Here is a 16,567-nt window from a genome sequence, read left to right on the forward strand (position 1 = left end):
AATACTTGGAGGATAAGAATGAATAAAAAGAAAAAAATAGGAATTACTTTACTGATAATGCTATGCATAGTAATAGGCGTAGGATTAATAATAGATAAGGTTACTGAATTTAAGATTGATGATAGTAGAATTGAAAATATAATTAGAGTACAAGTACATAAAGAAACTGGAAAGTTAAGAAAAAGTGATTTAGATAAAGTAACAACAGTTTCTAATATAAAAGGGGAAGATGAAGGAAAATATCTTTATTTATTTAAAAATCTTGAGCAATTAAATATGAATGGTACAGCACAATATGATAATTTAGACTTTTTAGAAAATAATAAAAAGTTAAAAAAACTAGTTATAACAGCTGATGATGGAAGTATAAAAAATCTAGATGGACTAAAGGAATTAGAAAATTTAGAAGAAATTCAATTAGGAGAAGTAGATGTAGAAAATATAGATGCTCTTTCTAATTTTAAAAATTTAAAGAAACTTATAATAGAATTTAGTAATATAAAAGATTGGAATGGAATTAATAAATTAACTAATCTTGAAGAATTAGGGGTTAATTTCAGTCAGCTTGATGATAAACAAACAAAAGAATTAATTGGAGATTTAAAAAAATTAAAGAGTTTACGTTTAAACACAAATAATATTAAAGATATAAGTTTTTTAGCAAATCATAAAAATCTTGAAGAATTATTTTTATGTGATAATGAAATAGAAAATATAAGTTCAATATCGAATTTGAAGAACTTAAATACACTATATTTAGATAGTAATAATATACAAGATATATCACCATTAAAAAATTTAATTAAGTTAAAAACTTTACGTATAGGAGGAAATAAAATAGAAGATATTTCAAATTTACAAGAATTAAAGTCATTAGAAGAGCTACATATAGAACAAAATAATATAGAAAATATTGATAGCTTGATGGAAATGAAAGATTTAAAAGAGTTGTGGTTATATAATAATCTTATCGAAGATGAAGAAAAACTAAAAATTTTACAAGAACGAATTTATAAAAACAACCCTGATAGTAGTCAAAACAGATTTATGTGGAAGTAAAAAGTATTGGGAAATATTACTTCAATACTTGGAGGTTAAACATGAATAAGAAGAAAAAAACAGGTGTTATTCTATTGGTAATAATGTGCATAGTAATAGGAGTAAGCGTAGGATTAATAGTAGATAATATTACTACATTTAAGACAGATAATCATATAATTGAAAATATAATTAGAGATCAAGCAAATAAACGAGAGGGAAAACTTAGAAAAAGTGATTTAGATAAAATAGTAAAAATCGATTGTACAATAGAAGAAGATGAAGCAGGATATCTTTATTTGTTTAAAAATCTTGAAGAATTAACTATAAGAGGGACATCAGGATATAGCAATTTAGACTTTTTAGAAGACAATAAAAAATTAAAAAAATTAAATATAATACTTAGAGATGGAAGAGTAGAAAATATAGATGGATTAAAAAAATTAGAAAATCTAGAGGAACTTTCATTTGGAAACACAGATGTAGAAAATATTGATTCAATTTCAAATCTTATAAATTTAAAAAAATTAAGTATAATACCTAAAGATGGTAGGATAAAAAATATAGATGGGTTAAAAAAATTAGAAAATTTAGAGGAACTTTCATTTGGAAATACAGATGTGGAAAATATTGATTCAATTTCAAATCTTATAAATTTAAAGAAACTTATAATTATATGTAGCAATATAAAAGATTGGAGTGGAATCAATAAATTAACTAATCTTGAATATTTAGAAATTGAAATTAGTGAGTTAAATGATAAAGTAATAAAAGAATTAATTGGAGATTTTAAAAAATTAAAGATTTTGGGTTTAAGTTCTAATAATATTAAAGATATAAGTTCTTTATCTAATTTAAAAAACTTAGATACATTATGGTTAGATAATAACAAGATAGAAAATATATCACCATTAAAAAATTTAAGTCAGTTAAAAAAATTGCGTATATCAGGAAATAAAATAGAGAATATTGATAGTTTGATGGAAATGAAAGATTTAAAAGAGTTGTGGTTATATAATAATCTTATCGAAGATGAAGAAAAACTAAAAATTTTACAAGAACGAATTTATAAAAATAACCCAAATACTAGTCAAAACAGATTTATGTGGAAGTAAAAAGTATTGGGAAATATTACTTCAATACTTGGAGGTTAAACATGAATAAGAAGAAAAAAACAGGTGCTATTCTATTGGTAATAATGTGCATAGTAATAGGAGTAGGATTAATAGTAGATAAGGTTACTGAATTTAAGATTTATGATAGTAGAATTGAAAATATAATTAGAGTACAAGCACATAAAGAAACTGGAAAGTTAAGAAAAAGTGATTTAGATAAAGTGATAAAAATTGAAAATGTAACAGGAGAAGATGAAGGAAAATATATTTATTTGTTTAAAAATCTCGAAGAGTTGAGAATGCAAGGTACAGCAGAATATAAGAATATAAATTTTGTAGAAAATAATAAAAAGCTTAAAAAACTTACTATAGCAGCTGGGGATGGCTATATAAAAAATCTAGATGGATTAAAAAAATTAGAAAACCTAGAGGAACTAACATTAGTAAAGGTAGATGTGGAGAATATTGATGTCCTTTCAAATCTTAAAAATCTAAAGACATTATCAATTGCAACTAGTGATATAAAAGATTGGAGTGGAATTAATAAACTAACTAATCTTGAACAATTAGAAATTAATTTAAGTAAACTAGATGATACAGGAGTAAAAGACGCAATTAGTATTTTAAAAGAATTAAGAGTTTTAAACTTAGAGGATAATCAAATTAAGGAGATAAGTTCTTTAGCAAATCTTAAAAATCTTGAAAAGTTATTTTTATCTTACAATAAAATAGAAAATATAAGTTCTTTATCTAATTTTAAAAATTTAAGTACACTATGGTTAGATAATAACAATATAGAAGATATATCACCAGTTAAAAATTTAACACAGTTAAAAAAATTGCGTATAGCGGGAAATAAAGTAGAAGATATTTCAAGTTTACAAGAATTAAAGTCATTAGAAGAGGTTCACATAGAAGAAAATAAGATAAAAAATATTGATAGTTTGATGGGAATGAAAAATTTAAAAGAGTTATGGTACAGGTAACTTAGATGATCTTATTGAAATGAAGAACTTTAAAAAGGCTGAACAAGCAGAAATAGGTGAAAAAGTGTAAAAAACTGCATTAGCCTTAATATATAAGGGTTTGTAGTTATTTTTGTTCTACGAAGTTTGAGTTATTATAATAAAAGAATTATTGTAATATTACAGATTTCTTTAAATGAAGTTCTATTTCAGTTATAATATTAGTTGTAACTGAAAAAAAGGGAGCGATACAATGTTAAAATCCATATTAGATTATCAAAAATCATCTCAAAAATTAATAAATACCTTAAAAACTAATAAAAAAGTTTTAGCTATATTTGCTTTTGGAAGTATAGTTAATGGGGATCTTTGGGAGGAATCTGATATAGATTTATTTGTTTTATATAAAGATAACTTTGAAGAAATTAGAGATGTATATTCAGAAATTTTAGGAATAGATGTTCACATAAGAATATTAAACAAAAATAGTTTTTTAGCATTATATAAAAGTGATGGTAAAAAAGGATTTGCAAGAAATTTATTATTGTCTTCTAAAATAGTGTTTTCAAGAGATGAAGAGGTTACTGCTACGTTTAATAAAGCTAGATATAGTTTAGATAAGCACATTGGAAAATGGAATTTAGTTTACATTGGAGAACTAATTAAGGATCTTGGAGTAACTAAAAAGTACTTGCAAAATAATAGTATATTTACTTCTTATGAAGTATTAATTAGAGCATTAGATAGTTTTTCTAAATTATATTTAAACTTGAATGGATATACTGTAAGCAAGGATTCAGTTAAGATGGCGATGAACTTAAATAATAAATTTAATGAAATTATAAATAGTTTATTTCATGATAATATATGCAAGGAAAATATTCAATGTACGTTAGATTATATTGACAACTTTTTAAATATTAATATAGGAATTGCTACTAAAGTTTTATTAGAGTTTTTATATGAAAAAAAGTTATTTTTAAGTTCTTATGAAATTGAGAATAATGAAAATTTTAAAGAGTTTAATATAAAAATTGAAGATATATTAAAGGAATTATTAAAAAGAGATTTAGTTACAAAAGATGTTAGAAGTTTAAAAACTGAAGATAACATATTGTTAATTAATGAAAATGTTTATGCATGTAAAACATATAATTTTTAAATTAGGAGAGTTAAGTTATGAGTAATTCTATTGAGGTTTATAATAAATTAACTTTTAAACAAGATATACCAAAGTATATTCAAATAGCAACTTTTATAAAAAGATTAATAGAGAAAAGAAAAATAAAAGATGGGGATAAGCTTCCTACAATAAGAGAGCTGTCATCTTTTTTAAGCGTTAATTCAGTAACAATAGTTAATGCTTATAAAAAACTTAAATCAGAAGGATATGCTTATCAAAAAGTTGGAAGTGGAAGTTATGCAAAGATTAGAGAAATATCTTCTGTTTTTAGGAAAGAATATTCAAATAGTCTTAAAGTATTATCAATAGATGAATTACCAAGTATTGTTGATTTTACAGGAGAAACTAATACTGAAGTGCTATTTCCAATAGATGATTTAAAAACCACTATTGATAAAGTATTAGATAGAGATGGGGCTAACGCTTTAATATCAAATAGTACATATGGATATAAAAACCTTATTTCAACCATAAATAAGGTTTTTTGGGATAATAAATTAAATGAAGAAGACATGATTATTGTATCAGGAGCACAACAGGGAATTGATATAGTTTCAAAAGGTATATTAAATATTAATGATAATGTTATTGTGGAAAAGCCAACATATGGGGGAGCTTTATCTGTTTTTAAATGGAGAAAAGCAAATATATTTGAAGTTCCAATAGAAAATGGAGGAGTAGATTTAGATAAGTTTGAAAAAATACTTCGAAAAAATAAAATAAGATGTTTTTATACAATGAGTTATTTTCAAAATCCTACAGGTATAAGTTATAGCTTGAAAAAGAAAAAAAGAATTCTTGAATTGGCAGAAATTTATGATTTCTATATAATAGAAGATGATTATTTATCAGAACTTATTTATGAAAATTCTATAGAATATATACCATTTAAGTGGTTAGATAGGAAAAAAAGAGTTATATATATTAAAAGCTTTTCAAAAATATTCTTACCAGGAATAAGACTTGGATATTTAGTAGCTCCAGAAGTTTTTAGAGAAAGCCTTCAAAACTCAAAGTTTAATACTGACATAACCACCTCAAGTTTGATGCAAAGAGCTCTTGAATTATATATTTCAGAAAATAAATGGAAACAAAATATTAAATATTTAAATGTAGAGTATAATAAGAGATATAAAGCTATGCAAGAGATTTTAGATAAAGATTTTAAAGAATTAGTTAGTTACATTGATCCTAAGGGGGGACTAAGTTTCTACTTAACCCTAAAAGATATATCTATAAGCTCAAAAGAGCTATTTTTTAAATTGAAAGAAAGAGGAGTATATATAACTCCTGGAATTATGTTTTTTACATCTGAAAATGATGGAAAAAATACGTTCAGGATAGGGTTTTACCAAACAAATGAAGATAAAATTAAAATAGGACTTAATATTTTAAGGGAGGAGCTACTTAAATGTCATATATAACTATAAGAAATTTAGGCGAAGATAGCTTTGAAGAAAAAAAATCGGAGTTTATTGGGTATGCAAAAAGAGTAGAGAGTGATGAGGAAGCTAAAGCATTTGTTACAGAAATTAAAAATATGCATAAACAAGCTACTCATAACTGTTGGGCCTATGTTGTTGGAAAAAACATGAATATTCAAAGATATTCTGATGATGGAGAACCACAAGGGACAGCAGGCATACCTATATTAGAAGTTATGAAGAAAAGTGGGACAACTGATTGTGCTATTGTAGTAACTAGATATTTTGGTGGAGTTTTATTAGGTACTGGGGGACTTACTAGGGCTTATACTAAGGGAGCTAGCATAGCTATAAAATCTGCTGGAATTGTTGAAAAAGTATTAGGATTAAGAATAAGATTAGAAATGGATTATGATTTATTTGGTAAAGTTCAATATATATGTGGACAAAACTTTTGGCATATAGAAGATACTGAATATACAGACAAGGTTGTCGCATATATTTTAGCAGAAAAAACTATTATAGAAACCATAGAAAATGAGATGATAGAATCAAGCAGCGGTAAAATAACCATTACTAAAAGTGAAGAAGAGATTTACTTTAAAGAAAAAAATAGATTATATAAGTGTATTTAAGATGTGTAGGTAACATAAGGTATCTCCCAATAAATAACTAACTAGAGATGTTATTAGCACTAGATGAGGAAATTAAATTACACTATTTTACATTAGCTTGAATAGAAGTAGCGAGTATGATATAATTTTTGTTATATTTTGTATTTAAATTTAAAACAATAATTGTGTATAGTGTAACAAAAAAACTATATTAATATATATATTTTACAATTAGGTTTATAGAGTTAATTATTTTCAAAAAATTGATTTAGAGGTAAGCTATTTATTATAATATATAGATACTAACTTAATATGTATATACATTTATTAATGAACATATATATTAAATTAAAGTGAGGAGGAAAACAAATGTCAGGACACTCAAAGTGGCATAATATTCAAGCCAAGAAGGGCAAGACAGACGCAAAAAGAGGAAAGATTTTCACTAAGCTAGGTAAAGAAATAGTTGTATCAGTGAAAAATGGTGGAGCTAGCCCCGAAATAAATGCAAGATTAAGAGATACTATTGCAAAAGCAAAGGCTGCTAATATGCCTAATGATACCATAATTAAAGCAATTAAAAAGGCAGCTGGTGATGCAGACTCAATTAATTATGAAACTATAATTTATGAAGGATATGGTCCATCAGGTGTTGCTGTAATTGTTGAAACTCTTACAGATAATAAAAATAGAACTGCAGCTAATGTAAGACATGCATTTTCTAAAGCAGATGGAAACTTAGGAGCACTAGGATGTGTATCATTTATGTTCCAAGAAAAGGGACAAATCATTATCGAAAAATCAGATCATGATGAAGATGAAATGATGATGATGGCTTTAGATGCAGGAGCAGAAGACCTAGAATCAGAAGGTGAAGTATTTATAATTACAACAACACCTGAAAATTTTGGAACAGTTAGAGAAGCATTAGAAGCAGAGGGAATAGAATTCCTAGAAGCACAAGTTAAAATGGTACCAGATACCTTAAGTAACATTGAAGGAGACGATGCTAAAAAGCTAGAAAAAATGCTTGATATGCTTGAAGATGATGATGATATTCAAGAAGTTTATCACAATGCAGAATTTCCTGAAGGTTGGGATGAATAATTAATAGATATATTAGTATAACTAAGTTTAATAGATTATTCTATTAACTTTAAAACATATATAATTATAGTATACATTCATTAAAGTTTATGTTTAATTGTGAATGTTATAAGACACTTTCTGCATTTGTAAAATAATAACAGAAAGTGTTCTATTGCTTTTATAGATAAAGTAGTATATAATAAAAATAAGAAAACTTTAGTACTACCAAAACGAAAAATCCTAGGATATTTATTTTAGAGCTATTGGAATAAATTTATATAATGTAAATTAGAAGACTGAAGCACTACCAAACATGGAGGGCTTTTTTATTTTTTAATTTTATATTGGTTTAGAGAAAAATTGATTTTTAAGAAGATATAGAAAAAGAGTATTTTTAAGATTAACTTATAGAATAAACACACCTTTCGTTATCATTTCTGACATAGCAGATATGTAATCCTAGCTATGATAAGCAGTCACCAATAGAACAAAAAATATAATACAGATATGAAGATTATAGTATATCTTTTATATGATTTTTAGGTCACGTATCTACAAATTTCTAGACTACAAACCTTTTGGGCTTTAAAGTTAAGGAACGCAAAAGAAAATAATAAACCCAATATACGTCGTATATTTTGTGCCATACAAGCATAATGGTCTGTTATTTTTTTTAATGTACCTAAATAAAAATTAAATAAAGGAGTAAAATAAATGGGTAATTTAATAAAGATTAATATTTACGCAGATAGAAAAAAATCAGATAATAAGCAAATAAATATGAGTATTTTAGAAGATAGTCTTATTGCTTATGATAAATGGTTAGAAAAAACTAATAGAGTAGATATTATAGAAAACTATAAAAAGTTTTTAATGATTGGATAAGAAATCATTAATATTTAAGGCAAAGGTATAGTAATATATGGTTGCCTTATTTTTTTTTGTAAATTTTGTTTATTTCATCAATTTAAGCTTATTTAAAATAAATGAATATTTAATAAGCATGTTACAAAAGATAAATTTAAATTCTTTACATTTGATATTTTTTAATGTAAAATGATACAAAATTAATAACGAAAGGTTGTGATGTTAGGGTTGGGAGATAAGCTGAAAATATACGGCTTTAACAACCTCACAAAAACACTTAGCTTCAACATATATGATGTATGCTATGCAAAAAGTGAGAGAGAACAAAAGGACTATATTGCTTATATTGATGAGCAATATAATTCAGAGAGATTGACCAATATTTTATGTGATGTAACAGAAATTATTGGTGCTAGTATTCTTAATGTTTCAAAACAAGATTATGATCCTCAAGGTGCAAGTGTTACTATTCTTATATCAGAAGAATCTCTACCAGTACATTTAATTGATGGGTCATGTAATCATGGAGAGATAGAGATTTTAAGTACACGTGATAGTGTTGTGGGACATTTAGATAAGAGTCATGTTACAGTGCATACTTATCCGGAGTATCATCCAGATAATTCTATTGCTACATTTAGAGTAGATATCGATGTTTCTACATGTGGACAAATTTCACCGCTTAATGCGTTAAATTATCTAATCAAAAGTTTTGATTCAGATATTATAACTGCAGATTATAGAGTACGTGGATTTACAAGAGATGTAGATGGTAAAAAAATCTATATAGACCATGATATATCATCTATACAGGATTATATAGATAAAGAAACACTTACAAAATATGATGCACTAGATGTTAATGTATATCAATCAAATATTTTTCACACAAAAATGCTAATTAAAGAACTTGAACTGCAAAATTATCTTTTTAAAAAAGATGTATATGAGCTTTCTCCAAAGGAAAGGCTTGAAATAACACAAAATCTTCGTAAAGAGATGATTGAAATTTATAGCGGTATGAATATATATTGATTGCGAGAGGAGATTTTTAAATGCATCAACTATCACAATCAAATGCTCCAATTTATGAAGCATTAATTAAATATAAATCTATGAGAGTTGTCCCTTTTGATGTTCCAGGACATAAACAGGGAAAAGGAAACCCAAAATTAACAGAATTTTTAGGAAAGAGTTGTCTTTCAGTAGATGTAAATTCTATGAAACCACTCGATAATTTATGTCATCCGACTTCAGTAATTAAAGAGGCAGAAGAATTAGCAGCAGATGCGTTTGGTGCTAAACATGTCTTCTTTATGGTAAATGGAACAACTTCTGCTGTACAAGGTATGATTATGAGTGTATGCCAAAAAGGTGATAAAATCATAATGCCTAGAAATGTGCATAGAAGTGCCATAAATGCTTTGATTATTAGTGGTGCAACTCCTGTATATATTAATCCAGGAGTAAGTAAAAAACTTGGAATTCCACTTGGAATGGCAGTTGGTGATATTGAAAAGGCTATTAAGGAAAATCCAGATGCAAAAGCTGTTTTTGTGAATAATCCAACGTATTATGGGATTTGTTCAAACCTTAAAGCTATAACAGAACTAGCGCATAAGCATGGCATGTATGTTCTTGTTGATGAAGCACATGGAACGCATTTTTATTTTGGAGACAATATGCCAATATCAGCTATGGAAGCAGGAGCGGACATGGCTGCTGTGAGTATGCATAAAACAGGTGGATCATTAACGCAAAGCTCTTTTTTACTTACAAATTGTGATGTGAATATTGGATATATACGTCAAATTATTAATTTGACACAAACAACAAGTGCTTCATATTTATTATTATCTTCTCTTGATATAGCAAGACGTGATCTTGCTCTTAATGGAAAAGAAATATTTAAAAAAGTCACTTCACTTGCAGAATATGCACGAAAAGAAATTAATAAGATAGGTGGATATTATGCTTTTTCTAAAGAATTAATAGATAATGATACTATTTTTGATTTTGATACTACTAAACTTTCTATTTATACAAGAGATATAGGACTTGCGGGAATTGAAGTTTATGATATTCTTCGTGATGATTACGGAATACAGATTGAATTTGGAGATATCGGTAATGTTCTTGCAATAATATCAGTTGGAGATAGAGAGCTTGCTCTTGAAAGATTAGTATCATCATTGTCAGAAATAAAGAGATTATATTCTAATAATAAATCAGATACATTTGACCATGAATATATAAATCCAGAGGTAGTTATGACTCCTCAGAATGCATTTTATTCAAATAAAATTTCAATGAGTATAGGGGAAAGTAGTAATAAGATATGTGCAGAATTTATTATGTGCTATCCACCTGGTATTCCAATACTTGCACCTGGTGAGAGAATTACCCAGGAAATATTAGATTATATTAATTATGCAAAAGAAAAAGGATGTCTTTTAACAGGAACAGAGGATATAAATATAGAAAAAATTAATATTGTGGAGGAATTATAACAATGGAATTATGGTATACAGAAGAGCATACAGATAACGTACGTTTTTCAATAAAAATAGATAAGCAACTTTATTCAGGAAAAAGTGAATTTCAAAGAATTGATGTTTTTGAATCAAAAGAATTTGGTAAGTTTTTCACACTAGATGGTTTAATCATGCTTACAGAAAAAGATGAATTTATTTATCATGATATGATTGTACACGTTCCTATGGCAACTAATCCTAATATTAAAAAAGTATTAGTTATCGGTGCTGGAGATGGAGGAACTGTACGAGAACTTTCAAGATACAAAACAATTGAAAGAATTGATATGGTTGAAATTGACAAGTTAGTTGTTGATATATGTAAAGAATATTTACCACAAACAGCATGTCAACTTGATAGTGAAAAGGTAAATTTATATTTTGAAGATGGACTTAAGTTTGTTCGAACAAAAGAAAATGAATATGATTTAATAATTGTAGATTCAACTGATCCATTTGGTCCTGGTGAAGGATTATTCACTAAAGAATTTTATGGCAACTGCTATAAAGCTCTTAATGAAAATGGTATTCTTGTTAATCAACATGAATCACCTTATTATGAATCATATGCAAAATCAATGAAACGAGCACATAAGCGTATTGTAGAATTCTTTCCAGTATGTAAAGTGTATCAAGCACATATTCCAACATATCCATCTGGACATTGGTTATTTGGATTTGCATCTAAAAAATATAATCCAATCACTGACCTTGATGAAAATGCATGGAATAGCTTAGGGATTAAAACAAAGTATTATAACACGGATCTTCATAAAGGAAGTTTTGCACTTCCAAACTATGTGAAAGAGCTTATGGTAAATAAAGATGAATAGAAATATTGAAACCTTTATTGGATGTGAGAGTGAATATGAAGATTCAAAGATTGTAATATTTGGAGCACCTTTTGATTCTACAACATCATTCAGACCAGGGACAAGATTTGCAAGTAAGGTAATGAGAAGTGAATCTTTTGGAGTAGAAACATATAGTCCATATCAAGATAAAGATTTAGAAGATATAAATGTATTTGATGGTGGAGATTTAGAACTTTGTTTTGGTAGTCCTAAAAAGGCATTAGATGCAATAGAAAAATTTGCAGCAGAAATTGTAAAAGATAATAAAATTCCTTGTATGATAGGTGGAGAACATCTTGTAACTCTTGGTACTGTGAAAGCAGTAGTGAAAAAATTCCCGGATTTACATGTTATACATTTTGATGCTCATGCAGATTTAAGAGATGATTACTTAGGAGAAAAGCTTTCTCATGCAACAGTTATGCATAGAGTATGGGAGCTTACAGGAGATAATAAAATTTTTCAATTTGGAATTCGTTCTGGAGAGAGAGAAGAATTTACATGGGCAAAAGATCATGTGATTACAAATAAATTTGATTTTACAAATCTTAATCATGCAATAGAAGTTTTAAAAGGAAAACCTGTATATCTTTCAATTGATCTTGATATTTTAGATCCATCAGTGTTCCCTGGAACTGGAACCCCAGAAGCTGGAGGAGTTACATTCAAGGAATTATTAAAAGCAATTATAGATGTTTCAAAGCTTAACATTGTTGGATGTGATGTAAATGAATTATCACCAATTTATGATCAAAGTGGATCATCTACTGCAACTGCTTGCAAGATACTAAGAGAACTATTGTTAGCTATTTATAAGTAATATATTATTTCAAAGACCTTATTATAATTTTATTTTATAATAGGGTCTATTTCTAGTATATAATGCTTAAAAGCATTAATGTTATTATGTTTGTCTTATATGCATTAAGGTTAATAGAATTAACTAACTATAGTAAAAACTCCATTTTAAATTTTGGCTATGTTTTAAAATATCAACATTCACTTAAAATATAGCTTAAATTTTAAAATGGAGTTTGTTTTTTAATATATATTTCAATGTACAGTTTACAATGTAGGATAAATGTTTCTATATTTTTTAACAATTAAGTAATTAAAGTGACCCTAATTTATCAGCAGTCAAAATTGCAGAATAAACATCATAAGGAGTTACTTTAAATGGCATATTGTGAATTGTCTCACCTTCTACGCAGCAAGCTTCAGCAACTTTCATAATGTCTTCTTTGTTAATTGATTTAATTCCCATATCAGAGAGATTAGTTGGAAGACCAACACTTAAACAAAAATCAATAACTTCTTGGAGTTCTTCTAAAGGAGCATTTTCAAGTACTAATTGTGCAATAGTACCAAAAGCAACTTTTTCACCATGATATAAGTGATGACAAGATTTTAACACTGTAAAGCCATTATGAATTGCATGTGCTGCTGATAATCCAGCACTTTCAAAGCCTAAGCCACTTAATAAAGTGTTTGCTTCTACAATGTTTTCTACAGCTTTAGTTACAACATTACTGTCAACAGCTAATTTAGCTTTATATCCTTCTGCTAATAATGTATCATAACATAATTTAGCTAATGCCTCAGCAGCTAAGGTTACATATCCATTAGATAGGTTTTTCCTATTTGATTTTATACAAGCTCTTGCTTCAAAATATGTAGCGAGTGCATCTCCCATACCTGATATTAGAAGTCTTGCAGGAGCACCTACAATTATCTTAGTATCAACTAAAACAATATTAGGGTTTTGCTTTAATACTAAATATCTGTCAAATAGCCCCTCTTCGGTATATATAACAGCCAAAGCACTACAAGGAGCATCAGTTGAAGCAACAGTTGGAGCAATAACTATTGGAGCGTCTTCAAAGTAAGCAACAGCTTTTGCGGCATCTAAAATCTTACCTCCACCTATACCAATAACAACATTACAGTTATTTTCTTTAAATACTTTTTGAAGTCTTTCAATTTCGCTTTGAGAACATTCTCCGTTAAAAATTTCAAAAGTTAGTTTTGCATCAGTAGTGGAAAAGCTTTCTTCAATAATGCAAGAAACCCTTTTCATTCCAGAGCCACTTACAATAATGAGGAACTTGTCCCCTAAATTACTAGTATGTTTAGAAATATTTTTAAGTTCATCTTTTCCTTGGATATATTTTCCGGGAAAAATAACGATATTGGCCATAAAACTTCCCCTCCTAAATGTATAAAATTAAATTTATTGATGTATAATTTTATTATAACATATAAAATATTGCTTTTAAATTATGATTTGTTAAATATTGAATAATATATAAATAGCTTAGCATTGGGGGTAGTAGCAGTGTCTAATTCATTAATCACTAAAAAAGCCTTGGCAAATTCTTTGAAAGAATTGACCAAAAGACTTCCATTAAATAAAATATCTGTTAAGAGCATTGTAAATGATTGTGGACTAAATAGACAAACTTTTTATTATCACTTTGAAGATATTTATGATTTAGTTGAATGGATTTACAAAACAGAAGGACTTGAAAGTATAGAAGAGTCTAGAAGTTATGACACGTGGATTGATGGCGTTAAAAAGGTTTTTCTTTATATAGAAAACAATAAAGAATTCTGTTGCAATACATTAAATTCTTTAGGAAGAAATCATTTAGATAATTACCTTTATTCTGTTACAAATGATTTGGTTATGGGAGTAGTTGACGAAGTCTCAATAGGTATGAATGTTAAGGAAAATGACAAAGAATTTATTGCAAATTTTTATAGCTTAGCTTTTACAGGATTGGTTACTAAATGGATGAAAGAAGGTATGAGAGAAGAATCCAACATTATAATTAAAAGATTAAGCGATTTAGTAGAAGGGAATTTTTTAAAGGCGTTACAAAGATATGAAAGTAAATCATGTTAATGTGTTATACAATATTATCTTTTTAAGAATATGCTTGTAGAAATACAACTAATAAATTAGTATAATAGCATTTGAAAGAAGATAAATTGAAAAAATAAAAATTAACTAAGGCACATGAAAGAAAATAACAAGTCCAAGATGCAATGTATATTTTGCGTCAGGCAAGGAAGCAGAATGATTTAATAGCGAGCTATTAGGTCATTTTGCTGACGCAGCATGACACGAAATAGACTAGCATGTTGACTTATTATTTTTTTGAATGTGCCTAAGGCAGAAAAGGTGAATGAATTAATGAAGAAATTTAAAAGAATATATATAGAGATAACTAATGTTTGCAATTTAGAATGTGATTTTTGTCCTAAAACATCTAGAAAATTAGGCTTTATGGAAGAAAAGTCTTTTGAGTATATTTTAAAAAGCGTGAAACCGTATAGTGACTATGTTTATTTTCATTTGATGGGAGAGCCTTTTTTAAATACAAATCTTAAAAGGTTCTTAGAATTAAGTGATGAATATAAATTGAAGGCCAATATTACAACAAATGGAACTTTGATAAATGAAGTTAAGAATATATTGATTAAATCACCTGCATTAAGACAAGTTAATATTTCTCTTCATAGCTTTGAAGCTAATAATAAAGAAATAAAATTTGAGGAATACATAAATAATATAATAGCTTTTTCTAAAGAAGCCACTGAAAAAAGTAATATAATTTGTTCATTAAGATTATGGAATTTAGATACCAAGTATAAAGCCAGTAATAATATGAACATTGATATTTTTAAAGTTCTTGAGGAAAGCTTTAATTTAGATTATGACTTAAAAGAACAGTTAAAGGAAAAGAATAGTGTAAAGTTATCTAAAAATTTATATCTTAGTATGGGAGAAAAATTTAAGTGGCCATCAATTAATAGTGATGAATTAGGAGAAAGAGCATTTTGCTATGGATTAAGAGATCAAATTGGAATATTAGTAGATGGAACAGTTGTGCCTTGTTGCTTGGATAGTGAAGGTAATATTCCGCTTGGAAATATATTTGAAACTAAATTAGATGATATTTTAAATTCTAAAAAAGCTAAAGATATATATGAAGGATTTTCAAGAAGAGTGGCAGTAGAAGAACTATGTAAAAAATGTGGATTTATAAATAGAATAAGATAATACAAACAAGTAGGTATTTTTATGTGTGAATATCTATAAATAAATTTGTGTGTGAATGTATAATTACTCCTAAACATCAAATACTGAATATTGAATAATATTTTAGTAGGAGGAATTAGTATGGAGTTAAAGGATAGTCAAACTAAGAAAAATTTGCTTAGATCATTTGCAGGGGAAAGTCAAGCTAGAAATAGATATGATATAGCAGCTTCTACAGCTAAAAATGAAGGTATTTATGTAGTTGAAGCACTCTTTAAGTATACAGCCAATCAAGAAAAGGAACATGCTGAGGTATTTTATGGTCAATTAAAGCAAAGTTCAGGTGAAAACATAGAAATTTGTGCAGGATATCCTGTTGACACTTACACTACTACATTAGATTTACTTAAGGTTGCAAAGCATAATGAATTTGAAGAATTTAATGATGTATATAGTGAATTTGCAAAAGTAGCAAAAGAAGAAGGCTTTTTAGCAGTATCAAAAATATTTGAGAACATAGGATCAATTGAAAGAATTCATGCAACTAGATTTGAACGTTTTGAAAAAGAGTTAGAAGAAGGAAGCTTATTTAAGAAAGAAGAAGAAACTCAATGGATGTGCACTAATTGTGGATTTATATATGAAGGCAAGGAAGCACCGAAAGATTGCCCAGCTTGTCAACATCCACAAGGGTATTTCATTTTGTTTTCACACTCATTATTTGAATAAGGCATATTAAAGAAATATCATTAAAAATTATTTTTGAAATGTTTTATAAAATAATGAAGTAAGTGCATAAATAGGAAAAAATAAGGTAATACTCCTATTAAGGAGTGATT

16 protein-coding genes are annotated in these 16,567 nt (G+C 27.2%); 15 read left to right on the forward strand and 1 reads right to left on the reverse strand.

Annotation, left to right across the window (positions count from 1 at the left end):
• The first annotated feature begins 18 nt into the window (after positions 1–18).
• From BM027_RS12585 to speB, 12 genes are all read left to right on the forward strand, one after another.
• Entirely contained in the window at positions 19–1,059 is a 1,041-nt protein-coding gene (locus BM027_RS12585) for a leucine-rich repeat domain-containing protein (RefSeq protein ID WP_090092365.1), read from the forward strand.
• A 41-nt stretch (positions 1,060–1,100) separates the two neighbouring features.
• Complete coding sequence (locus BM027_RS12590) at positions 1,101–2,153, forward strand: leucine-rich repeat domain-containing protein (RefSeq protein WP_090092367.1); 1,053 nt, start codon at positions 1,101–1,103, stop codon at positions 2,151–2,153.
• 41 nt (positions 2,154–2,194) lie between these two features.
• Positions 2,195–3,139: a leucine-rich repeat domain-containing protein gene (locus tag BM027_RS12595; RefSeq protein ID WP_090092370.1), complete on the forward strand. Its 945-nt coding sequence runs from the start codon at positions 2,195–2,197 to the stop codon at positions 3,137–3,139.
• A 232-nt stretch (positions 3,140–3,371) separates the two neighbouring features.
• Positions 3,372–4,280 carry a nucleotidyltransferase domain-containing protein gene (locus BM027_RS12600; RefSeq protein ID WP_090092372.1) on the forward strand — a complete coding sequence of 303 codons (909 nt, stop codon included), beginning with the start codon at positions 3,372–3,374 and terminating at the stop codon, positions 4,278–4,280.
• Positions 4,281–4,297: 17 nt separating this feature from the next.
• Positions 4,298–5,725: an aminotransferase-like domain-containing protein gene (locus tag BM027_RS12605; RefSeq protein ID WP_090092375.1), complete on the forward strand. Its 1,428-nt coding sequence runs from the start codon at positions 4,298–4,300 to the stop codon at positions 5,723–5,725.
• Entirely contained in the window at positions 5,713–6,360 is a 648-nt protein-coding gene (locus tag BM027_RS12610; RefSeq protein WP_090092377.1) for a YigZ family protein, read from the forward strand. The genes BM027_RS12605 and BM027_RS12610 overlap by 13 nt, the downstream gene beginning before the upstream one ends.
• 348 nt (positions 6,361–6,708) lie before the next feature.
• A complete protein-coding gene (locus BM027_RS12615) occupies positions 6,709–7,446 on the forward strand; it encodes a YebC/PmpR family DNA-binding transcriptional regulator (protein ID WP_090092380.1) in 738 nt (245 codons plus the stop codon).
• A 696-nt stretch (positions 7,447–8,142) separates the two neighbouring features.
• Positions 8,143–8,313 carry a hypothetical protein gene (locus BM027_RS18265; protein WP_175559986.1) on the forward strand — a complete coding sequence of 57 codons (171 nt, stop codon included), beginning with the start codon at positions 8,143–8,145 and terminating at the stop codon, positions 8,311–8,313.
• A 198-nt stretch (positions 8,314–8,511) separates the two neighbouring features.
• Entirely contained in the window at positions 8,512–9,330 is an 819-nt protein-coding gene (gene speD, locus BM027_RS12620) for an adenosylmethionine decarboxylase (protein WP_175559987.1), read from the forward strand.
• A 20-nt stretch (positions 9,331–9,350) separates the two neighbouring features.
• Positions 9,351–10,805 carry an aminotransferase class I/II-fold pyridoxal phosphate-dependent enzyme gene (locus BM027_RS12625; RefSeq protein WP_090092386.1) on the forward strand — a complete coding sequence of 485 codons (1,455 nt, stop codon included), beginning with the start codon at positions 9,351–9,353 and terminating at the stop codon, positions 10,803–10,805.
• A gap of 2 nt (positions 10,806–10,807) precedes the next feature.
• Positions 10,808–11,662 (forward strand): polyamine aminopropyltransferase, encoded by an 855-nt coding sequence (speE, locus tag BM027_RS12630; protein ID WP_090092390.1) that lies wholly within the window; start codon positions 10,808–10,810, stop codon positions 11,660–11,662.
• Complete coding sequence (gene speB / locus BM027_RS12635; protein ID WP_090092391.1) at positions 11,655–12,503, forward strand: agmatinase; 849 nt, start codon at positions 11,655–11,657, stop codon at positions 12,501–12,503. The genes speE and speB overlap by 8 nt, the downstream gene beginning before the upstream one ends.
• 291 nt (positions 12,504–12,794) lie before the next feature.
• On the opposite strand, the gene BM027_RS12640 is transcribed toward speB, so the two are convergent.
• Positions 12,795–13,880 (reverse strand): glycerol dehydrogenase, encoded by a 1,086-nt coding sequence (locus BM027_RS12640; RefSeq protein ID WP_090092393.1) that lies wholly within the window; start codon positions 13,878–13,880, stop codon positions 12,795–12,797.
• A 138-nt stretch (positions 13,881–14,018) separates the two neighbouring features.
• On the opposite strand from BM027_RS12640, the gene dhaS reads away from it, so the two are divergent.
• From dhaS to rbr, 3 genes are all read left to right on the forward strand, one after another.
• Positions 14,019–14,588 (forward strand): dihydroxyacetone kinase transcriptional activator DhaS, encoded by a 570-nt coding sequence (gene dhaS / locus BM027_RS12645; protein ID WP_090092394.1) that lies wholly within the window; start codon positions 14,019–14,021, stop codon positions 14,586–14,588.
• 291 nt (positions 14,589–14,879) lie between these two features.
• Positions 14,880–15,749, forward strand: a complete 870-nt coding sequence (locus tag BM027_RS12650; protein ID WP_090092396.1) for a radical SAM/SPASM domain-containing protein — start codon at positions 14,880–14,882, stop codon at positions 15,747–15,749.
• Between the two features lie 120 nt (positions 15,750–15,869).
• A complete protein-coding gene (rbr, locus tag BM027_RS12655) occupies positions 15,870–16,457 on the forward strand; it encodes a rubrerythrin (protein WP_090092399.1) in 588 nt (195 codons plus the stop codon).
• The last annotated feature ends 110 nt before the right edge of the window (positions 16,458–16,567 follow it).

The sequence above is a fragment of the Clostridium uliginosum genome, from assembly GCF_900112485.1.
Lineage (GTDB): Bacteria > Bacillota > Clostridia > Clostridiales > Clostridiaceae > Clostridium > Clostridium uliginosum.